Raw genomic sequence first — 19,599 nt, 5'->3', positions numbered from 1 at the left:
CGTTGTCGTAGGACGGGGTGTTTCAGGAGGTGGGGAGCCAGACGCGCATGCTGCCGTCCTCGCGGTTGGCCCAGACGGCGTACGGGATCGCCGTCAACTCGACCGGCTCGCCCTCGGGTTCGGCCTGCGCGCCGCCCGCGGAGGCGTACGGCCACCAGCCCCGGTCGGCGACCGGCCGCCGCCGTCCGGCGGCCACCACGGTGGTGACGCCGCCGAGCAGGTCCGGACGGTGCTTGACGGCGAGCGGACGGGACGGGTCGAGGACGACGCCGTCCAGACCGCCGCCCGGATGGTCGGCCTGCTCCAGGCAGTGCACCAGCGGCCCGCGCTCGATCGCCACACAGCCACGCACGGCGTCCACCCGAGGGTCGGCGCTGGTCAGCCGGGGCTCCAGGCCCAGTTCCAGCAGGACCCGGTCACCCGGCTCCCAGGTACGCGTCAGCCGCAGCCAGCCCTCCTCGACCGGGGCGTCGGACTGGTCGTACGCCTGCTCCCCGCACCGCACCCGGAACTCGCGGCACCACTGCGGGACGCGCAGCGACAGCGTCCAGGGCTCGCCGGTCGGCGTCTCCTCGACGGTGAGCGCGATGCCGCCGTGCCACGGATAGTCGGTCTCGGCACGCACCCGCACCCGGTCGGTCTCGTACACACCGGTCACGAACTGGTGGATCTGCAGGCCCTGTTCGTCGCTCGACGCCAGGTAGTGCTCCAGACTCGCCAGCAGCCGCATCACGTTCGGCGGGCAGCAGGCGCACCGGAACCAGCGGGTGCGGCGGGCCGACTGGTCCCCGCCGGTGTCGGTGTGACCGTCGCGGACCTGGAGCGGGTTGACGTACAGCCACCGCTCCCCGTCCAGCGAGACCCCGGCCAGGAAACCGTTGTAGAGGGTGCGCTCGATCAGGTCGGAGTAGCGGGCCTCACCGGTGAGCAGGGCCAGCCGCCAGCTCCACTGCACCGAGGCGATCGCGGCGCAGGTCTCGCAGTAGGCACGCTCGTTGGGGAGTTCGTACGGGTCCCCGAAGTCCTCCTGGTCGTGATGGGCGCCCAGCCCGCCGGTGAGATGGGTCTTCGTGGCCGTCATGGCCCGCCACAACCGCTCGCCCGCCGACCGCAGTCCGGCGTCCCCGGTCTCCGCCGCCAGGTCCGCGGCCCCCGCCAGCAGGTACAACTGCCGTACGGCATGCCCCTCGACGTTCGTCGCCTCGCGCACCGGGACGCGGTCCTGGCAGTAGGCCTCACCGCCGAGCAGACCGTGGCCGTGCCGGTCCACGAAGTAGCCCGCCAGATCCAGGTAGCGGCGCTCACCGGTCTCCCGGTACAGCTCCACCAGGGCGGTCTCCACCTCCGGGTGGCCGTCGATGCCGTCGACGGGCCGCCCGCTGCCGGGCGGGCCGAACACCGAGTCGATGTGGTCGGCGAACCGCCGTGCCACGTCCAGGAGTTCGCAGCTGCCGGTGGAACGGTGGTGGGCCACGGCGGCCTGGATCAGATGACCCGCGCAGTACAACTCGTGCCCCCAGCGCAGGTCCTGGTACCGCGCACCGCCCTTCACCAGCTGGAACCAGGTGTTGAGGTACCCGTCCGGCTGCTGGGCCGCGGCCACCAGGGCGACGATCCGCGCCACGTCCTCGGCCAGCGGCGCGTCCGGGTCCTGGCCGAGCTGCCACGAGGCCGCCTCCAGCCACTTGTAGACGTCCGTGTCGACGAACGGGTACGCGCCCCGGAACTCCCCGTCGGCCGTGCCGGCCGCCAGCCGCAGATTGTGCAGATTGCCGGCGGACTCCAGCAGACCGGGGCCCTGGGGGAGGGAGACCCGGGCGTTGGTCCGGCGCCGGTCGTGCCAGAAGCCGCCGTCGACACAGACGGCTGCCGGACGCAGCGCGGTACGGGCGCCGGGCGTGAGCCGGACCGGGCCGACGGGGGAGGGCAGCTGGACGGAGCGGATGCGGGGCATGGCTCTCCGGGGTGGGGAGGGGACGGGGTGCCCGGGCGCCGGCCGTGCCGAAATACCGAACGCCGTCTGGGACTTGGGACGCGAGGTGGCGCGGAACCACTTTGCGCAACCGTTTTCTCGCCGAGAAGTACAGGGCAGCCGGGCAGAGGGGTCAAGATGCCCGGCGCAGATTTTTCAAGTTGCCCGGGAGGACTGGCACTTCACCTGGACGACTGCGACGATGTGGGGCGGCTGTGTCGCCGACAGGCCGACGGCGCGGCCGAGGAACCGTCCAGGAAAAGGTTTGCCCGTGACCTCTGCTCCCAGCTCCCCGCCCGCCGGCCGGGCCAGGCTCGCCGATGTCGCCGCACTCGCCGGCGTCAGCGTGGGCACGGCGTCCAAAGCGCTGAACGGCGCCGGCCGGATGCGCCCGGAGACCCGGCAACGGGTGCTGGACGCCGTCCAGGCGCTCGGGTTCCGGCCCAACCAGCACGCGCAGAGCCTGCACAGCGGACGCAGCTGGACCGTCGGCCTCATGACGACGGACGGCATCGGCCGCTTCAGCACCCCCGTACTGCTCGGCGCCGAGGACGCGCTCGGCGCCGGGAAGATCTCCGTCCTGCTCTGCGACACCCGCGGCGACGCCATCCGCGAACAGCACCACCTGCGCAACCTCACCGACCGGCGCGTCGACGGCATCATCGTCACCGGCCGCCGCACCGACCCCCGCCCGCCCCTCACCGGCATCGACCCGGCCATCCCCGTCGTCTACGCGCTCTCCCCCTCGACCGACCCCGCCGACACCTCCGTCGTCACCGACGACCGGGGCGGCGCCCGGCTCGCCGTCGAGCACCTGCTGGCCGCCGGCCGCACCCGCGTCGCCCATGTCACCGGACCCGAACACCACCAGGCCGCCCGCGACCGCGCCCGGCACGCCGTCGAACACCTCGCCGGAGCCGGGCTCCGACTCGCCACCGCACGCGTGCACTTCGGGGAGTGGAGCGAAGCCTGGGGACGGCGCGCGGCGGACGCCGTACTGCGCACCGCCCCGGACACGGACGCGTTCTTCTGCGGCAACGACCAGATCGCCCGCGGCGTGGCCGACGCGCTGCGGGAACGCGGCAAGGAAGTGCCCGGCGACATCGCCGTCGTCGGCTACGACAACTGGGACACGATGGCGCTCGCCTGCCGCCCCCCGCTCACCACCGTCGACATGAACCTCGCCGAGATCGGCCGCATCGCCGCGCTACGCCTGCTCCAGGCCATCGACGCGGAGCCCGCACCCGGAGTGCACACGGTGCCCTGCCAGTTGGTGGTGCGCGAGTCGAGCTGAACGGGAGACGCCGGCTCTCCTTACGAGTGCGTCCTGAGCGCCTCCGCCGACGGCTGCCGGCCACCACCCTCGTCGTGAGCACCGGACCTGTCGCGTACGACCACCGGGAACGACGGCGCCTGCGCCTTCTCCGACCTCGACACAGGCTCCCAAGTCCACGACATCCAACTCGCCGGCCTCGGAACGTAGTTCACCCGAGACCACCACCTGGGGGGGTGGGGTCTGGGGTTGTCAGGAGTGCTCCGCTCCGTGGGCCGCCCACAGGCCGCGGACATGACCGAGATGACGGGTCATGATCTCCCGGACGGCGTACACGTCGCGGGCCAGCAGCGCGTCGAGCAACTCCAGATGCTCCTCGGCCGAGGCCTTCAGCCGCCCCGCCTCCACCAGCGCCGTCAGCCCGTACAACCGGGACCGCTGCCGCAAGTCCCGCACCACCTCTACGAGATGAGCATTGCCCGCCAGCGCCAGCAGCCCCAGATGGAAGTTCAGGTCGGCCTCGACATACGCGATCAGGTCGCCCTTCACCGCCGAGGTGACGATCTCCATCGCGAGCGGACGCAGCGCCTTGAGAGCGGCCGGATCGACGGTGCCCGTGAGCCCGACGGTCGTCGGGATCTCGATCAGGGACCGCACATGCGTGTACTCGTCGAGCTCCCGCTCCGACACGGCCAGGACCCGGAACCCCTTGTTCGGGACGATCTCGACCAGCCCCTCCTTCACCAGCTCCAGCATGGCCTCACGCACCGGGGTCACCGACACCCCCAGCCGCGGCGCGAGCCCCGGCGCCGAGTACACCGTGCCGGGACGCAGCTCACCCGAGATCAGCGAAGCCCGCAGCACGTCCACGACCCGCTCCCGGAAGTTGGGCTTCCGGCCGCCGAGCGAGGGAATGGCGGGATCGGCGGCACGCGAACGGCTGGGCTGGTCGGCCATGACGGAACTCCTGGGAGAGAAACGGAGGAATCAGAGTACGAAGCCCGCCGGGAACGGATCGTCGGGGTCCAGCAGGTACTGCGCGGTCCCGGTGATCCAGGCTCGCCCGGTGAAGCTCGGCAGGACCGCCGGGATCCCGGCGACCTCGGTGGTGCCCAGGAGCCGTCCGGTGAAGCGGGTACCGATGAACGACTCGTTCACGAACTCGGTGTCCAGCGGCAGTTCACCACGCGCGTGCAGCTGGGCCATACGCGCACTGGTGCCCGTACCGCAGGGGGAGCGGTCGAACCAGCCCGGATGGATGGCCATCGCATGCCGCGACAGACGGGCCGTGGCACCGGGCGCGATCAGATGGACGTGATGACAGCCGCGGATGGACGGGTCCTCGGGATGCACCGGTTCCGACTCGGCGTTGATCGCCTCCATGAGGGACAGGCCAGCGGCGAGAATGTCGTCCTTTCGGGTGCGGTCGAAGGGGAGGCCGAATTCTTCGAGGGGGAGGATGGCGTAGAAGTTGCCGCCGTATGCCATGTCATATGTCACGCTCCGCCCGTCGGCGAGGGTGATCCTGCGGTCGAGTCCGACGGCGAAGGACGGCACGTTCCGCAGCGTGACGTTCCTCGCCGCACCGTCCTCCACCGCCACCTCGGCGACCACCAGGCCGGCCGGCGTGTCCAGCCGGATCGTGGTCACGGGCTCGACCACCTCCACCATCCCCGTCTCCACGAGCACGGTCGCCACACCGATCGTGCCGTGCCCGCACATCGGCAGATAGCCGGAGACCTCGATGTAGACCACCCCCCAGTCGCAGTCCGGGCGGCTCGGCGGCTGCAGGACCGCCCCGCTCATCGCGGAGTGCCCACGCGGCTCGTTCATCAGCAACTGCTTGATGTCGTCTCGGTGTTCACGGAAGTACAGCCGCCGCTCGTTCATGGTCGCGCCGGGAATGGTCCCGATCCCGCCGGTGATCACACGGGTGGGCATGCCCTCGGTGTGCGAGTCGACGGCGTGCAGGACGAGTTTGCTGCGCATGACACTCCTGGTGGTCGGGCGGTATCCCTCAAGCCAGTCCGGCCGCGACGGCCTTCTCGGTGGCCGCGCGGACCACGGCCTCCTGCTCGGGCAGCAACGGCACCCGCGGCGGCCGGCAACGCCCGCCGTGCCGGCCGACGATGTCCATCGACAACTTGATCGCCTGCACGAACTCGACCTTCGAGTCCCAGCGCAGCAACGGATGCAACTGCTCGTACAGCCGCTTGGCGGTGTCCAGGTCCCCGTCCACCGCCGCGTGGTACAGCTCGACCGACGCGGCCGGCAGCGCGTTCGGGTAGCCGGCCACCCAGCCCTTGGCACCCCCGATCGCGAGCTCCAGCAGCACATCGTCCGCACCGATCAACAGGTCCAGATCCGGAGCGAGTTCGGCAAGCCGGTACGCACGGCGGACGTCACCCGAGAACTCCTTGACGGCACGGATGTACCCCTCGCCGTGCAGCTTCGCCAGCAACTCCGGCACGAGGTCGACCTTGGTGTCGATCGGATTGTTGTACGCCACCACCGGCACACCTGCCTTCGCCACCTCCGCGTAGTGCGCCAGCACCGAACGCTCGTCGGCACGGTAGGCGTTGGGCGGCAGCAGCATCACGGCCTGACACCCGGCGTCCCGCGCCTGCTCGGCCCTACGGCGCGCCTCCGCCGAGCCGTAGGCGGCGACCCCTGGCATCACCCGAGCCCCGCCGATCGCGGCGACCGCGGTCTCCACGACCCTGGCCCGCTCCTCCGGCGTCAGCACCTGGTACTCGCCGAGCGAGCCGTTCGGCACGACACCGTCACAGCCGTTCTCGACCAGCCAGGAACAGTGCTCCGCAAACCTGTCGTAGTCGACGCAGAGAGCGTCGGTGAGCGGGAGGGCGGTGGCTACCAGGACGCCGCGCCAGGGGTGGGAGTGTGAGGTGGTGGGCATGGGGTTCCCTTCTGTGTGATGCGTGCTGTGTCACGTGCGATGCGTCATGCGTGGTGCGTGACGTGTGGTGCGTGATGCGCTGGGTGTCATGTGTGCCGCGTGATGTGCGACGCGTGATATGCGGTGCGTCATGTGTGCCGCGTGACATATCACTGCCCGTCCCCACCCCCAGCCCCCTCCCCCTCCCCGTCCCCATCTGCGTCCCCGTCCCCGTCCCCGCTCCGCGCGAGGACTCCGAGCAGTACCGGTCGGGCGAAGGGTCTGCGGGTGGGGGTTTCGGGGCAGCCGGTGAGTCCGGTGACGGCGGGTTCGCACATCCGGCCCTGGCACCAGCCCATGCCGGCCCGGGTGAGGAGTTTGACGGTGCGTGTGTCTCCGGCGCCCAGTTCGGTCACGGCGTGGCGGACCGTGCCGGCGGTCACTTCCTCGCAGCGGCAGACGACCGTGTCGTCGGTGACCTGTTCGGTCCAGTGGGCGGGGGGTGTGCAGGCGCTGTCCAGGGCGGCGAAGAATCTCCGGAGTGCTGTGCGGGTTCTGGTGGCGCCGGTCCAGTCGCGGGGGTCGGGTTCGGTGCCGGACAATCGTGCGGCGGCGGAGCGGCCGGCGATGTGTCCTTCGGCGAGTGCGAGGGCCGCGCCGCCGATGCCGGTGGCCTCGCCCGCCGCCCATACGCCCGGTACGTCGGTGCGCTGTTCGTGGTCGACGTGGACGGCGGTGTCGTTCACACGGCAGCCCAGGCTCTGGGCGAGATCGGTGTGGGGGAGCATGCCGTGTCCGACGGCGAGGGTGTCGCAGGCGATGCGTTGTCGGGTGTCGGGCCGTACCCGGCCGTCGGTGTCGAGGGCGGCGACGGTGACCGCTTCCAGCCGTTGTTCACCGTGTGCCTCGACGACGGTGTGGTGGACCAGGGTCCGTACCCGGTGGCGTAGGAGCAGGGCGGTGTACCGGGCGGCTTCGGCGAGCTTGGCGGGCTGGGTGGCGAGGGCCGGGGAGCGTCGTACGACGTTGCGTGGGTCGGCGGACTCGACCAGGGCCACCACCCGGGCGCCCGCGGCGGCGAGTCCGGTCGCGACGGGCAGGAGCAGGGGGCCGGTGCCGGCCACGACGGCGGTGCGGCCCGGCAGGACGAGGCCGCCCTTGAGCATGGCCTGTGCGCCGCCCGCCGTGACGACGCCGGGGAGGGTCCAGCCGGGGAAGGGGAGTACCTTCTCGTAGCCGCCGGTGGCGAGCAGGACGGCGTCGGCGTGCACCTCGGCCGGCTGCTCCTGTTCGGGGCCGAGGAGGGCGTGCACGGTGAAGCTCTCCGGTTGTCGGTCCACGAGCCACACGTGATGGTCGCGGAGGTGGGTGACCTGTCCGGCGGCGATCTGCCGGTCGAGGCCGTCGCGCAGCAACTGCCAGCCGCGCCAGTGGTGGTGGAGTGCCTGGGGGCGGCGTGCGCCGAGTGCGGTGGCGGGCTGCCGGTAGAACTGGCCGCCCGCTTCGGGTGCCGCGTCGACGAGGGTGACGTGCAGGCCGTGCCGGGTGGCGGCGAGGGTGGCGGCGAGGCCGGCCGGGCCCGCGCCGATGACGGCCAGCCGTGGTCGTTCAGTCATCGTGGCCCGTGCCCTCCTGGGTGCGGATCGTGTCGCTGGGGCGCAGGGGTACCAGGCAGGCGCGTTGGTTGGGGCGGTCGTTGACGGTGATCAGGCAGTCGAAGCAGACGCCGATCCCGCAGAACACGCCGCGGGGGCGGCTGTCGCCCCGTGTGGTGCGCCAGGCCGTGACGCCTGCCGTCCACAGTGCGGCGGCGACCGTCTGGCCGGGCAGCGCTTCGATCGCGTGGCCGTCGAGGGTGACGGTGAACGGGGGGCCGGGGTGGGCCTGTGCCAGCTCAAGGGGGTTCATGCGGGCTCCTCGGCGAAGCGCTCGGGGCGGAACGGCGTGAGGTCCAGCTCCGGGGTCTTGCCGCCGAGCACCTGGGCGATCAGCTGTCCGGTGCCGGTGGCGAGTCCGATGCCCGCGCCTTCGTGTCCGCAGGCGTGCAGCAGGCCGGGCGCGCGGGGGTCGGGACCGATGGCGGGCAGGTGGTCCGGCATGTAGGGGCGGAAGCCCAGGTAGCCGCGGATCGCCCGGACGTCCGACAGGAACGGGAACAGCCGGGTGGCGCCGGCCGCCAGGGCTCGTACGGCGGGCAGTGAGAACGTCCGGTCGAAGCCGACGCGTTCGCGGCTGGCGCCGATCAGGACGGGGCCGGCCGCTGTTCCCTCGACGACCGGCGAGGTATGGAGGGCGGCCGAGTCGCTGGCGACGTCGGCCACGTAGTCGGCGGCGTACACCTTGTGCCGTACCCGGGGTGGCAGTGGTTCGGTGACCAGGACGAAGCCGCGCCGGGGGAGGACGGGGAGGGTGACGCCGGCGAGGGCGGCCAGTTCGCCGCCCCAGGTCCCGGCCGCGTTGACCACGGCCGGCGCGTGGATCTCGCCGTCGTCGGTGCGGACGCCCTGTACGGAACCGCCGGTGCCGCGCAGTACCTTCGTCACCGTGCGGCCGGTCAGCAGGCGGGCGCCGGAGGTGCGCAGGAGGTGTGCGGCGGCCAGTGTCGGCATGACCTGTGCGTCCTGTGGATAGAGCACGCCGCCTGCCAGGCCGGGCGTCAAGTGGGGCTCCAGTTCGCGGAGTCGGTCCGGGGTGAGGGTCTCGGCCCTGACGCCTGAGGCCCGTTGCGCGGCCGCGAACTCCTCCAGGGCGGTGAGTGCGGCGGGTTCGGTGGCGACGACGATGCCGCCCTTGGGTTCGTACTCGATCCGGTCGCCGAGTTCGCCGGCCAGGTCGGTCCACAACCGCCCGGACAGGAGGGCGAGTCGGAGTTCCGGTCCGGGTTCCTTGTCGGAGACGAGCAGGTTGCCCTCGCCGGCGCCGGTGGTGCCGCCGGCCACCGGGCCGCGGTCCACCACGATGACGTCCAGACCCGCGCGAGACGTGTAGAGGGCGCAGGCCGCGCCCACCATGCCCGCGCCGACGATCACCACGTCGCAGGTCAATTGGTTGCTCACGGCAGTAATATGTCACATGCCACCAGGCGGCGGAATGGCGCGACACGAGCTCCCACCCCCTGCGTCCCGGCCCCCCGTCATGCCACAGTAGGCACCGCACTTGACAGTCCACGGACATGCGGCCCGCCGCTCGGCGGGACACAAGGCGGAGGGGACCCCGTGAGCGTGCTGCCGCTGGTGTTCATGCTCGGCACGGGTGTCTTCTGGACGGCCGCCTATGTGCAGCTGATCCGCGCGGGGCTGCGGGACCGCACCTTCGGCATGCCGGTCGTCTCGTGCGCCACCAACATGAGCTGGGAGTTCACCTACGCCGTCGTGCGGCCGGCGGACGGCGCCCTGCGCTGGATCAACCTGGCCTGGTTCGGCTTCGACCTCGCCATCGCCTGCACCGTCGTCCGCTACGGCCGCGACGAATTCCCGTACCTGCCGAGGAAGTTGTTCCTGCCCTCGCTCGCCGCGCTGCTGGTCCTCGCCTTCCTCGGCATGGACCGCGTCTCGTTGCGGTTCGACGAAGGCGAGGGCATCTACACGTCGTTCGGCGGCAACCTGCTGATGTCCTGCCTGTTCCTGTCGATGCTCGCCGCCCGCCGCTCGACCCGGGGCCAGTCACCGGGCATTGCCGTCAACAAGCTGATCGGCACCGCCTGCGCCGCCCTCTTCGTGGTCAGCTCCCTGCACGTCTCTCCGCGTCCGGCCGCCGCCTCGCACATCCACGCCCGCTACGACAGCGCCCTCATGTACTGCCTGTACACCGGCTGCTTCCTGCTCGACCTCGGCTACGTGTACGCGGTGCTCGCCGTACGCCGCGCCGAGCGGGCGGCGGTCCCGGCCCCGCCCCGGCCCGCCCCCGTCCCCGCCCGCACCCCCGCCCCGAATGGCGCTCCCGACTTGACAGGCAGACGATGGAGTGAGTGGTCGAAGGGAGGACACCGTCATGCTGGAGATAAAGACGGTCGACAAGCCGGACGAGCGCCGCGACTTCCCCCGCGGTCACCTTGAGGCCGTGCACATGACCGGACTCGACTTCGCCGTCGGCACCTTCGAGCCGGGCTGGCGCTGGTCGGAGTCGGTGGGGCCGATCGCGGGCACCGAGAGCTGCATGGTCCACCACAACGGTTTCGTGGTGCAGGGCAGGATGCACCTGGTCATGGACGACGGAGGCGAGGGGGAGATCGGACCGGGCGATGTCTTCGTCTGCCCGCCCGGGCACGACGCCTGGGTCGTGGGCGACGAGCAGGTGATCCTGTACGACTTCGCCGGTGCCATGGCGACGGACTACGCGAAGGCCAAGGACACCTGAGGCACGCCCCGGCCTACACCGGCAGCAGCCGTGCGATCAGCCCGCCGAGCTGGCGGGCTGTGCGGCACTCGTGCATCTCCACCAGCTCCGCGTAGGCGGGCGCGGCCGAGTCGCCGGTGCCCCACAGGGAGTGCCGCTCGGGGTTGAGCCAGTAGACGCGGCGGGCCTGCCGGGCGATGCCGCGGACGGCGGCGAGGTTCGGGTCGAGGTTGTTGGTGCGGGCGTCACCGAGGACGAACACGGTGGTGCGGGGGCCGACCGCGGCGCCGTGGCGTTCCGCGAACTCGCCCAGCGCCATGCCGTAGTCGCTGCTGCCGTGCCAGCCGGTGAGGGTGGCCTCGGCGCGGATCCGGGCGCCGAGCCCCTCCGGGTCGGCGCGGCCGCGCTCCAGCAGGCCGGTGACCTCGTCGATGCGGTTGACGAAGGCGAACACCCGGACCTTGCTGAACTGGTCGTGCAGCGCCTGCACCAGCAGCATCGTGAAGTCCGAGAACCCCGACACCGAGCCGGAGACGTCGCACAGCAGCACCAGTTCGGGCCGGACCGGCCGGCGCCGCCGCAGCACCGGCCGCATCGGCACCCCGCCCGTGGAGAGCGAGCCGCGCAGGGTGCGGCGCAGGTCGATGGTGCCCCGCGCGGCCCGGCGGCGGCGGGCGGCCAGCCGGGTCGCCAGTTTGCGGGCCAGCGGCCGGACGGTCCTGCGCAGTTCGGTGAGCTGGTCGCGTCCGGCGGCCAGGAAGTCCACCCGGTCGGTGCTCGGCGCCACCGCCCGCCGGGCGATCTCGTCCCGTCCGCGCCGTTCGGCCACCCGGCGCCGGGCCTCCGCCGCGACCATGCCCCGGAACGCCTCGATCCGGCGGCGGATCTCGTCGTCGAGGAGCCGGTCGGTGAAGCCGGCGCCGTTGCCGCCCCGCCCGCGGACGTCGGCCCGGACCCGGGCGAGCAGGGTCTGCGGCCGCAGCCGGTCCAGGGTCTGGTACGACGACCAGCCGTCCGATCCCGGTGAACTCCCGTAGCCGCCGAAGCCGTCGACGGCCTGGGCCGCCAACTGCCTGAGCAGCGGCTCGTCCTCGGCGGCCAGCGCGGCCGCGATCCGCTCGCGCAGTTCCTCGCGGCCGGTGGGCCGGGTGTCCGGACCGCCCGTCCCGCGCGGGAAGTAGAGGTCGAAGACCTGGTCGAACACGGCCCGTTGGGCGGGGCCGTGGAGCAGGGTCGCGGCCAGTCCCTCGCGCAGCAGCTCCCGGTCGGCGAGGCCCAGTGCCTCGACCGCGCGGGCCGCGTCGACGCTCTCCGCGGTGCCGACCCGCATCCCGTGCGCGCGCAGCGCCCCGACCAGGGAGGTGATGCGGTCGGCGACATCGGCGCCGGAGCTCACAGTGCGTCCAGGTCCAGCTTGGCGGCCGCCTTCTGGATGTCGTCCTGGTGTTTGAGGATGACGCCGAGGGAGTCCCGTACGACCCGTTCGTCCAGGGTGTCGGCGCCGAGTGCCAGCAGGGTGCGCGCCCAGTCGATGGTCTCGGCCACCGACGGCACCTTGCGCAGGTCCATCGCGCGCAGGGCCCCGACCACCCGGACCACGGACTCGGTGAGGGCCTCGGTGAGGCCGGGCACCTTCAGCCGTACGATCCGGCGCTCCAGTTCGTCGTCCGGGAAGCCGATGTGCAGGAACAGGCAGCGGCGGCGCAGCGCCTCGGAGAGTTCGCGGCTGGCGTTGGAGGTCAGGACGACGAAGGGGCGGCGGGTCGCGGTGACCGTGCCCAGTTCGGGGACGGTCACCTGGAAGTCGCTGAGCACCTCCAGGAGCAGGCCCTCCACCTCGACGTCGGCCTTGTCGGTCTCGTCGATCAGCAGCACCTTGGGGTCGTCGCCCCGGATCGCGGTGAGCAGCGGGCGGGGGAGCAGGAACTCCTCGCTGAAGATGTCGGTGCGGGTCTCGTCCCAGCTCCGGTCGCGGCCGGCGCTGATGCGCAGGAGCTGCTTGGCGTGGTTCCACTCGTACAGTGCCCGGGACTCGTCGACGCCCTCGTAGCACTGGAGCCGTACCAGGCGGGCTCCGGCGACCTCGGCGACGGCCTTGGCGAGTTCGGTCTTGCCGACCCCGGCGGGGCCCTCGACCAGCAGGGGCTTGCCCAGCCGGTCGGCCAGGAAGACGGTGGTGGCGACGGCGGGGGAGGCCAGGTAGCCGGTCTCCGCGAGGCGTGCGGAGACGTCGTCGACGGAAGTGAACAACGGGGCCTCCGGCTGCTCAGGGTCGTGGATCGGGTCCGGGGCCGCGGTCCGGGCGGTACCCGGGGCCGGTCCCCGGCTCCTATCTAAGCGCTTGTTCACCTCGCGGACCACCCTGCATACCGATCGGTTTCCGAACCGCGTCCGGCGCGGTAACCTCGGGCGCATGGCCACCACGGACAAGGCGTCCCCCCGCGACCGGCTGCTCGACGCGGCCGCCCAGCTCTTCTACCGGGACGGCGTCTCCGTCGGCGTCGAGGCGCTGTGCAGGTCCGCGGGCGTCTCCAAACGGTCCATGTACCAGCTCTTCGACAGCAAGGACGAGATGCTGGCCGCCAGCCTGGAACGGCGCAGGCCCTGGTACGAGGCCCAGCTCACACCCCCGGACGCGGGGACGGCCACGCCCCGGGAGCGGATCCTGTTCGTCTTCGAGCGGGTCGAGCAGGCCTCCGCGGACCCGGACTACCAGGGATGCCCCTACCTCGCGGTCCTGGTCGAGCTGAAGGACGCCGGACACCCGGCGAGCCTGGTGGCCCGGACGGTCAAGGACCGGCTGGAGGGCTTCTTCCGGACGCAGGCGGAACAGGGCGGCGCGGCCGACCCGGCGGTCCTCGCCCGGCAGCTGATGCTGGTCTTCGACGGGGCCAGCGCCCGCGCCGGCGCCCACATCGAACGCTACGGCGACGGACTGGTCACGGGGACGGCCGGCGCGCTGATGGACGCCGCGGGCATGCGCTGACCCGCCCGCTGTGACCCGTACGGGTCACCACAACGCGCCCGGCCGGCCGCCCGCCCGGTGCAATGGACGGGTGACCGCGCCCCCGAACGACTGCCTCGCGCGCAACGAGTGGATCTGCGGCGCCTATCTGACCAGCCGCCGTCAGATCCTCCTCGACGCGGTCGGCCAGCACCTGCGGCTGACCGCCGTCTCGGTGCTCGTCGGCCTGGCGATCGCCCTCCCGCTCGCGGTCCTGGCCCGCCGCCTGCGCCTGGCCTCCGGACCCGTCCTCGCCGTCACGACGATCCTCTACACCATCCCGTCCCTGGCGATGTTCTCCCTGCTCCTGCCGGTCTACGGCCTCTCCGCCACGCTCGTCGTCGCCGGCCTGGTGCTCTACTCGCTCACCCTCCTGGTCCGCAACATCCTCGCGGGCCTGCGCGCCGTCCCCGAGGAGACCCGGCAGGCCGCCCGCGGCATGGGCTACGGCCCCGTCCGGATGCTGCTCACCGTAGAACTGCCGCTCGCGCTGCCCGCCGCGATGGCCGGACTGCGCATCGCCACCGTCTCCGCGGTCTCCCTGGTCACCGTCGGCGCGATCGTCGGCTTCGGCGGACTCGGCAATCTCATCTACGCCGGCATGAACACCTACTTCAAGGCACAGGTCCTCACCGCGTCCGTGCTGTGCGTGGTGATCGCCGTCGCCGCCGACCTGCTGCTGCTCGGCGTGCAGTGGCTGATCACCCCCTGGACCCGGGCGGCCCGCGGATGACGACGCTCACCGACGCCTGGGCCTGGCTCACCGACCCCGCGCACTGGTCGGGCGACGACGGCATCCGGCACCGGCTGCTCCAGCACCTCCTGCTCACCGTCGTCTGCCTCGTCATCAGCTGCCTGATCGCCCTCCCCGTCGCCCTGGTCCTCGGCCACCTCGGCAGGGGCGGCGCGCTCGCCGTCAACCTCTCCAACATCGGCCGGGCCGTCCCCACCTTCGCCGTCCTGGTGCTGCTCCTGCTCACCCCGATCGGCGACCGGGGCGAGGGCCCCACGGTCGTCGCCCTGGTGCTGTTCGCCGTACCGCCCCTGCTCACCAACGCCTACGTCGGCATGCGCGAGGTCGACCGGAACGTCGTGCGGGCCGCACGGGGCATGGGGATGACCGGACGGCAGCTGCTGTTCCGCGTGGAACTGCCCCTCGCGCTCCCGATGGTCCTCAACGGGGTACGGATCGCCGCCGTCCAGCTCGTCGCCACCGCCACCATCGCCGCGCTCGCGGGCGGCGGCGGACTCGGCCGGATCATCACCGCGGGATTCAACCTGGCCAGCACACCCATGGTGGTCGCCGGCGCGATCCTGGTCGCCGCCTTCGCCCTGGTCGTCGAGGGCGTCTTCGAGGCCGCCGAACGGCTCGCCCCGGTATGGGTACGGGGCCCGCGGTGAGACCCCGTACGACGGCCACGGCCGTCCTCCTGCTCGCCCTCACCGCCTGCGCCACCGGCCCCTCCCTGGAGAACCGCGGCGAGGTCACCGCACCCCCGGGCGACAGCGGCCGGCTGACCGTCGGCTCCGCCGGATTCACCGAGAGCGACCTGCTCGCCCAGATGTACGCACAGCTGCTGAACCAGGCCGGCCGCCCCACCTCCCTCATCACCGTCGCCAACCGCGAACTCTACGAACCGGCCCTGGAATCAGGGCAGATCGACGTCGTCCCCGAGTACGCCGCCACCTTCGCCGACTGGCTCGACGCCAAGACCAACGGCGCCGACGCCCCGCCCGTGGGCTCACCCGACCTGCACACCACCATGACGGCACTGCGCCGCCTCGCCACACCCCGCGGCCTGACCGTCCTCGACCCGGGCAGAGCAGTCGACCAGAACGCCTTCGCGGTGGCGGCCGACTACGCCCGCCGCCACCACCTGAAGACCCTCAGCGACCTCGGCGCCTCGAAACTGCCGGTACGGCTCGCCGCGGGCGACGAGTGCGTGCAACGGCCCTACTGCGAACCGGGACTGAAGAAGGTCTACGGCATCGACATCACCGGCGTCGACCCGAAGGGCGTCGGCACCACCCAGGCCAAGCGGGCCGTGCAGAACGGCCAGGACCAGATGGTCCTGACCACCACCACGGACGCGACCCTCGACCAGTTCGGCCTCGTCCTCCTCGCCGACGACAAGCACCTCCAGAACGCCGACTACGTCGTGCCCGTCGTCAACCGCTCCCGCGCCGGGAGCGAGCGTGTCACGCAGGCGCTCGGCCGGCTCAACGACGTTCTGACGACCGCCGACCTCGCCGCCATGAACGAGCAGGTCGACAGCTGGCGGCGGCTCGCCGCGGACGTAGCCCGCACCTACCTGAAGGACAAAGGCCTGGTGAAGTGAGGTCCGGGCCCGTTGTCAGTGGCGGGCGGTACGTTCTGGTGCATGGGGATCTATCTGGTGAGCGTCGCCGCCCAGGAGTGGTTCGACGGCGACGAGGAAGAGGGCGGCAAGGGCGCCGTGGCCGCCGCCCTCGACGAGGAGCTGGCACGACGGGGCCGCGCGCCCTACACCTCGGTGCCCGAGGAGGCCGCCTTCGCCCGCGGCTCGGGGCAGTCCTTCGAGGAGAAGCTGGCGCCGCCCATGGACGGGTTCGGCGCCCTGTGCCAGGAGCACCTGTCGGCGCCGGAGTCCGAACTGCTGCTGGGCTGGTCGGTGCTGGTGCCGTTCTCCCTCGACGAGGAGATCCGGCTGCCCCTGAACTCCGCCTACGACGACGAGACGGTGATCGTCGGCGCCCCCGAGGTCCTGGTCCTCGCCCAGCGCCTCGCGACGGCGGTCCGGCTGCCCGCCGACGCGATACCGGAGGCCTGCGACAACCTCGATCTGACGACCTGGTTCCTGGAGGGGCAGGCGCAGCGGACGGCAGCCACCCGGCCCGGACCCTGGGGCGAGGACCTGGACACCGCCTTCTACGTCGCGCTCTACCTGAGAGCCGCCCAGCACTCGCTGCGCCGCGGCTGCCCGATGACGTACTGCTGACGCACCCGGCCGCCGCCGCGCCGGAGGACCGCCGCCTGCCTCAGGCGTCCGACACCGAGTCGAACGGCACCTGCCCCCGGGACACCCCGCGCGCGTCCGCGTCCACCGAGCGGCGCAGCGCCTCGTGCAGCCGGGCCGGCGTCAGCACACCGAGGAAACGCGAGCCGTCCAGCACCGCGACCCAGCCCGCGTCGTGCTGGAGCATCACACCGAACGCCTGCTTCAGCGGGGCACCCACCGGCACCCACGAGGTCATCCGGTGCGCGAGACCGCCGACCGGACCGCCCGCCGCCAGCTCGTCCAGCCCCACCCAGCCGTGCAGATCACCGCCGGCGTCCAGCACCACGGCCCAGCGGGCACCCTCCGCCCGCATCCGCTCGGCGACGGCCGCGGCCGGCTCGTCCAGCCGGGCCACCGGCGGCTGCTCCAGATCGTCCGGCTCGATCTCGGTCACCGACAGCCGCTTCAGCCCCCGGTCGGCACCCACGAACTCCGCGACATACGGCGTGGCCGGCGCACCCAGCACCGCCCCCGGCGTGTCGAACTGCTCGATCCGGCCCTGCCCGTACACCGCGATCCGGTCACCGAGCCGCACCGCCTCCTCGATGTCGTGCGTGACCAGCAGCACCGTCTTGCGCACGGCCGCCTGCATCCGCAGGAACTCGTCCTGCAACTGCTCCCGCACCACCGGGTCGACCGCGCCGAACGGCTCGTCCATCAGCAGCACCGGAGGGTCGGCGGCCAGCGCCCGCGCCACCCCGACCCGCTGCCGCTGACCGCCGGAGAGCTGGTCCGGATAGCGCGGACCGTACGTCTTCGGGTCCAGGCCGACCAGGGACAGCAGTTCGGCGGCGCGCTCGCGGGCCCTGGCCCGCTTCCAGCCGAGCAGCGCCGGGACGGTCGCGGTGTTGTCGAGGACCGTGCGGTGCGGGAACAGCCCCACCTGCTGGATGACATAGCCGATCCGGCGCCGCAGCCGCACCGGGTCCACGGCCGCGATGTCCTCGTCGTCCACGAGGATCCGGCCGGACGTCGGTTCGATGAGCCGGTTGACCATCATCATGGTCGTGGTCTTGCCGCACCCGGACGGCCCGACCAGCGTGACCAGCTCACCCTCGGCCACCTCGAAGTCGAGGCCGTCCACGGCGGTCGTACCGTCCGGATACCGCTTGGTGACCTGCTCGAACCGGATCATTCCCCCACGCTATCCGCGGGCGTTCAAGGGCGCGCGGCCCCGTTGTCCGAAGGGATGACGGCATCGACACCGCCGACGGCGGAGGGACCGGAGCGCCGGGCCAACGGGCGGGCCGGGGCGAGGCGTTCGACGGCGGCCCCGGTGCGGGCCGCCGTCCGGCGCGGTCGTCCCGCGCGGGGCAACGGCCTTGCGCGGGGGAGGGGAGGGACCGGCTCACCGTGCGGCGAGCCGGTCCTCCGCCTCCCGCCAGCGGGCGGTGTCGCCGCGCGGCGTGTAACGGGTCAGCGGCTGGGTGCGGGTGAGCAGCCCCCGCATGTCGGCGAGGTCACCGACGAGGCCGTGCCCGCGGGCCTGGACCAGCACGTTCCCGAGCGCCGCCGCCTCCGTGGGCCCGGCCACCACCGGCAGCCCGCAGGCGTCGGCGGTGAGCTGGCAGAGCAGCGCGTTACGGGTACCGCCGCCCACCACGTACACGGTGTCCACCGGGTGGTCTGCGAGCCGCTGGGCGTCCGCGACGGCCCGACGGTGGGCGAGCGCGAGCGAGTCGAGGATGCAGCGGGTGATCTCGGGCCGGGTCCCGGGCACCGGCTGCCCGGAGGCCCGGCAGGCGTCGGCGATCCGCTCCGGCATCCGCCCCGGCGCGAGGAAGCCGGCATCCCCCGCGTCCACCACCGAGCGCAGCGCGGGCACCGTGGCCGCCTCCCGCAGCAGCCCGCCCAGATTCGGTTCGTCCCAGGCCCTGACACACTCCTGGAGCAGCCACAGCCCCATGATGTTGCGCAGATAGCGCACGGTGCCGTCGAGGCCGAGTTCGTTGGTGAAGTTGGCGGCCCGGCTCTCCTCGGTGAGCACCGGGGCGCCCAGCTCCAGTCCGGCCAGCGACCAGGTGCCGGTGCAGATGTAGGCGAAGTGCTTCTCGGTCGCCGGTACGGCGGCCACGGCGGAGGCGGTGTCGTGCGAGCCGACGGCGGTCACCGGCACCGGGCCGGTCAGTCCGGTCTCCTCCAGTACCTCGGGCCGGAGCAGTCCGGCCGGGTCTCCGGGCTGTCGCAGGGGTGCGAAGAGTCCGAGGTCGATCCCGAGCCGGTCGGCGACCTCGGTCGACCAGGTGCGGGTGCGGGGGTCGATCAGCTGGGTGGTGGAGGCGTTGGTCAGCTCCGTGCCCTGCTCGCCGGTCAGCCAGTACGACAGCAGGTCCGGGACGAGCAACAGCCGCTCGGCCTGCCCCAGTTGGGCACTCGATCGCGCGGCGACCAGCTGGTAGAGGGTGTTGAAGGGGGCGTACTGGAGTCCGGTGCGGGTGTAGAGCTCGCTCGCGGGCAGGGTCGCCCACACCTTGTCGGCGATGCCCTCGGTGCGGTTGTCGCGGTAGTGGACGGGGTTGCCGAGGAGCGCGCCGTCGGCGTCGAGCAGCCCGTAGTCCACCGCCCAGGTGTCGATGCCGACGGAGTCGACCTGCCCCGCCGCGCGCAGTCCGTCCAACACCCCCGCGTACAGGGCGAGTACGTCCCAACGCAGCCCTTCCGGGACACGCACCGGCCGGTTCACGAACCGGTGCGCCTCGTCCAGCCGCAGCGAGTCCGTACCCACCTGGCCGACCATGACGCGTCCGCTGGACGCGCCCAGGTCGACCGCCGCGTAGGCCTTCACGCCACCGCTCATCGCAGGAACGCGGCCGCCACGCCCGCGTCGACGGGGATGTGCAGTCCGGTGGTGTGGGTGAGATCGCCGCCGGTCAGCGCGAACACCGCGTTGGCGACATGCTCGGGCAGCACCTCGCGCTTGAGGATGGTCCGCTGCGCGTAGAACTCACCGAGCTTCGACTCCTCCACCCCATAGACGGCGGCGCGTTGGGCGCCCCAGCCGGCGGCGAAGATGCCGGACCCGCGGACCACGCCGTCGGGGTTGACGCCGTTGACACGGATGCCGTGCTCGCCCAGTTCGGC

Annotated in this window: 20 protein-coding genes; 8 read left to right on the top strand and 12 right to left on the bottom strand. The window is 72.4% G+C overall.

What is annotated here, in order from left to right; genetic code table 11:
• Nucleotides 1-22: 22 nt before the first annotated feature.
• Nucleotides 23-1,954, bottom strand: coding sequence for a glycoside hydrolase family 127 protein (locus ACZ619_RS37960; RefSeq protein ID WP_469609142.1), 1,932 nt, complete (start codon nt 1,952-1,954; stop codon nt 23-25).
• Between the two features lie 289 nt (nt 1,955-2,243).
• Here ACZ619_RS37960 and ACZ619_RS37955 point away from each other — a divergent pair, with 289 nt between their 5' ends.
• Nucleotides 2,244-3,266 carry a LacI family DNA-binding transcriptional regulator gene (locus ACZ619_RS37955; RefSeq protein WP_469609141.1) on the top strand — a complete coding sequence of 341 codons (1,023 nt, stop codon included), beginning with the start codon at nt 2,244-2,246 and terminating at the stop codon, nt 3,264-3,266.
• A 231-nt stretch (nt 3,267-3,497) separates the two neighbouring features.
• On the opposite strand, the gene ACZ619_RS37950 is transcribed toward ACZ619_RS37955, so the two are convergent.
• The 6 genes from ACZ619_RS37950 to ACZ619_RS37925 form a co-directional block, all read right to left on the bottom strand.
• On the bottom strand, nt 3,498-4,202 hold the full coding sequence (locus ACZ619_RS37950; RefSeq protein ID WP_469609138.1) for a GntR family transcriptional regulator: 705 nt from the start codon (nt 4,200-4,202) through the stop codon (nt 3,498-3,500).
• A gap of 30 nt (nt 4,203-4,232) precedes the next feature.
• Entirely contained in the window at nt 4,233-5,234 is a 1,002-nt protein-coding gene (locus ACZ619_RS37945; RefSeq protein WP_469609135.1) for a proline racemase family protein, read from the bottom strand.
• Nucleotides 5,235-5,262: 28 nt separating this feature from the next.
• Nucleotides 5,263-6,162, bottom strand: a complete 900-nt coding sequence (locus ACZ619_RS37940) for a dihydrodipicolinate synthase family protein (RefSeq protein WP_469609132.1) — start codon at nt 6,160-6,162, stop codon at nt 5,263-5,265.
• 149 nt (nt 6,163-6,311) lie between these two features.
• Nucleotides 6,312-7,757: an FAD-dependent oxidoreductase gene (locus tag ACZ619_RS37935; RefSeq protein ID WP_469609129.1), complete on the bottom strand. Its 1,446-nt coding sequence runs from the start codon at nt 7,755-7,757 to the stop codon at nt 6,312-6,314.
• The gene (locus tag ACZ619_RS37930; RefSeq protein WP_469609126.1) at nt 7,750-8,049 is read right to left on the bottom strand and encodes a (2Fe-2S)-binding protein; all 300 of its coding nucleotides are present in this window, start codon (nt 8,047-8,049) and stop codon (nt 7,750-7,752) included. Before ACZ619_RS37930 ends, ACZ619_RS37935 begins: the two co-directional genes overlap by 8 nt.
• The gene (locus ACZ619_RS37925) at nt 8,046-9,197 is read right to left on the bottom strand and encodes an NAD(P)/FAD-dependent oxidoreductase (protein ID WP_469609123.1); all 1,152 of its coding nucleotides are present in this window, start codon (nt 9,195-9,197) and stop codon (nt 8,046-8,048) included. The genes ACZ619_RS37930 and ACZ619_RS37925 overlap by 4 nt, the downstream gene beginning before the upstream one ends.
• A 159-nt stretch (nt 9,198-9,356) precedes the next feature.
• Here ACZ619_RS37925 and ACZ619_RS37920 point away from each other — a divergent pair, with 159 nt between their 5' ends.
• Together ACZ619_RS37920 and ACZ619_RS37915 are read left to right on the top strand one after the other, a co-directional pair.
• Nucleotides 9,357-10,196 carry a transmembrane-type terpene cyclase gene (locus tag ACZ619_RS37920; protein WP_469609120.1) on the top strand — a complete coding sequence of 280 codons (840 nt, stop codon included), beginning with the start codon at nt 9,357-9,359 and terminating at the stop codon, nt 10,194-10,196.
• Nucleotides 10,132-10,497: a cupin domain-containing protein gene (locus ACZ619_RS37915; protein WP_469609117.1), complete on the top strand. Its 366-nt coding sequence runs from the start codon at nt 10,132-10,134 to the stop codon at nt 10,495-10,497. The genes ACZ619_RS37920 and ACZ619_RS37915 overlap by 65 nt, the downstream gene beginning before the upstream one ends.
• A 13-nt stretch (nt 10,498-10,510) precedes the next feature.
• Here the strand turns inward: ACZ619_RS37915 and ACZ619_RS37910 are convergent, their stop codons facing one another.
• Nucleotides 10,511-11,806, bottom strand: a complete 1,296-nt coding sequence (locus tag ACZ619_RS37910) for a VWA domain-containing protein (protein ID WP_469609301.1) — start codon at nt 11,804-11,806, stop codon at nt 10,511-10,513.
• 62 nt (nt 11,807-11,868) lie between these two features.
• On the bottom strand, nt 11,869-12,726 hold the full coding sequence (locus ACZ619_RS37905; RefSeq protein WP_469609114.1) for an AAA family ATPase: 858 nt from the start codon (nt 12,724-12,726) through the stop codon (nt 11,869-11,871).
• A gap of 163 nt (nt 12,727-12,889) precedes the next feature.
• Here ACZ619_RS37905 and ACZ619_RS37900 point away from each other — a divergent pair, with 163 nt between their 5' ends.
• The 5 genes from ACZ619_RS37900 to ACZ619_RS37880 all read left to right on the top strand — a co-directional run bounded on the left by ACZ619_RS37900 (nt 12,890) and on the right by ACZ619_RS37880 (nt 16,458).
• Nucleotides 12,890-13,462, top strand: a complete 573-nt coding sequence (locus ACZ619_RS37900) for a TetR/AcrR family transcriptional regulator (RefSeq protein WP_469609111.1) — start codon at nt 12,890-12,892, stop codon at nt 13,460-13,462.
• Between the two features lie 70 nt (nt 13,463-13,532).
• Nucleotides 13,533-14,213 (top strand): ABC transporter permease, encoded by a 681-nt coding sequence (locus ACZ619_RS37895; RefSeq protein ID WP_469609108.1) that lies wholly within the window; start codon nt 13,533-13,535, stop codon nt 14,211-14,213.
• Complete coding sequence (locus ACZ619_RS37890) at nt 14,210-14,881, top strand: ABC transporter permease (protein WP_469609104.1); 672 nt, start codon at nt 14,210-14,212, stop codon at nt 14,879-14,881. Before ACZ619_RS37895 ends, ACZ619_RS37890 begins: the two co-directional genes overlap by 4 nt.
• Complete coding sequence (locus ACZ619_RS37885; protein ID WP_469609100.1) at nt 14,860-15,819, top strand: ABC transporter substrate-binding protein; 960 nt, start codon at nt 14,860-14,862, stop codon at nt 15,817-15,819. Before ACZ619_RS37890 ends, ACZ619_RS37885 begins: the two co-directional genes overlap by 22 nt.
• 42 nt (nt 15,820-15,861) lie before the next feature.
• Nucleotides 15,862-16,458: a hypothetical protein gene (locus ACZ619_RS37880; protein ID WP_469609098.1), complete on the top strand. Its 597-nt coding sequence runs from the start codon at nt 15,862-15,864 to the stop codon at nt 16,456-16,458.
• 40 nt (nt 16,459-16,498) lie between these two features.
• Here the strand turns inward: ACZ619_RS37880 and ACZ619_RS37875 are convergent, their stop codons facing one another.
• The 3 genes from ACZ619_RS37875 to ACZ619_RS37865 all read right to left on the bottom strand — a co-directional run.
• Complete coding sequence (locus ACZ619_RS37875; RefSeq protein WP_469609095.1) at nt 16,499-17,653, bottom strand: betaine/proline/choline family ABC transporter ATP-binding protein; 1,155 nt, start codon at nt 17,651-17,653, stop codon at nt 16,499-16,501.
• 213 nt (nt 17,654-17,866) lie between these two features.
• Nucleotides 17,867-19,315: a rhamnulokinase gene (locus ACZ619_RS37870; protein WP_469609092.1), complete on the bottom strand. Its 1,449-nt coding sequence runs from the start codon at nt 19,313-19,315 to the stop codon at nt 17,867-17,869.
• On the bottom strand, nt 19,312-19,599 hold a 288-nt coding region (locus ACZ619_RS37865), incomplete at its 5' end, for an SDR family oxidoreductase (RefSeq protein WP_469609090.1). The genes ACZ619_RS37865 and ACZ619_RS37870, both read right to left, overlap by 4 nt.

It is taken from the genome of Streptomyces sp. NPDC104367, assembly GCF_055583825.1.
Note: the sequence above shows the minus strand (reverse complement) of the source record. Positions and strands in the feature narration are given on the sequence as shown.

Bases quoted from the DNA above. Each gene is read 5' to 3' on its own strand.
- ACZ619_RS37960 (WP_469609142.1), bottom strand. From the start codon at position 1,954: ATGCCCCGCATCCGCTCCGTCCAGCTGCCCTCCCCCGTCGGCCCGGTC.
- ACZ619_RS37950 (WP_469609138.1), bottom strand. From the start codon at position 4,202: ATGGCCGACCAGCCCAGCCGTTCGCGTGCCGCCGATCCCGCCATTCCC.
- ACZ619_RS37945 (WP_469609135.1), bottom strand. From the start codon at position 5,234: ATGCGCAGCAAACTCGTCCTGCACGCCGTCGACTCGCACACCGAGGGC.
- ACZ619_RS37940 (WP_469609132.1), bottom strand. From the start codon at position 6,162: ATGCCCACCACCTCACACTCCCACCCCTGGCGCGGCGTCCTGGTAGCC.
- ACZ619_RS37935 (WP_469609129.1), bottom strand. From the start codon at position 7,757: ATGACTGAACGACCACGGCTGGCCGTCATCGGCGCGGGCCCGGCCGGC.
- ACZ619_RS37930 (WP_469609126.1), bottom strand. From the start codon at position 8,049: ATGAACCCCCTTGAGCTGGCACAGGCCCACCCCGGCCCCCCGTTCACC.
- ACZ619_RS37915 (WP_469609117.1), top strand. From the start codon at position 10,132: ATGCTGGAGATAAAGACGGTCGACAAGCCGGACGAGCGCCGCGACTTC.
- ACZ619_RS37910 (WP_469609301.1), bottom strand. From the start codon at position 11,806: ATGCGGGTCGGCACCGCGGAGAGCGTCGACGCGGCCCGCGCGGTCGAG.
- ACZ619_RS37900 (WP_469609111.1), top strand. From the start codon at position 12,890: ATGGCCACCACGGACAAGGCGTCCCCCCGCGACCGGCTGCTCGACGCG.
- ACZ619_RS37890 (WP_469609104.1), top strand. From the start codon at position 14,210: ATGACGACGCTCACCGACGCCTGGGCCTGGCTCACCGACCCCGCGCAC.
- ACZ619_RS37885 (WP_469609100.1), top strand. From the start codon at position 14,860: ATGGGTACGGGGCCCGCGGTGAGACCCCGTACGACGGCCACGGCCGTC.
- ACZ619_RS37880 (WP_469609098.1), top strand. From the start codon at position 15,862: ATGGGGATCTATCTGGTGAGCGTCGCCGCCCAGGAGTGGTTCGACGGC.
- ACZ619_RS37875 (WP_469609095.1), bottom strand. From the start codon at position 17,653: ATGATCCGGTTCGAGCAGGTCACCAAGCGGTATCCGGACGGTACGACC.
- ACZ619_RS37870 (WP_469609092.1), bottom strand. From the start codon at position 19,315: ATGAGCGGTGGCGTGAAGGCCTACGCGGCGGTCGACCTGGGCGCGTCC.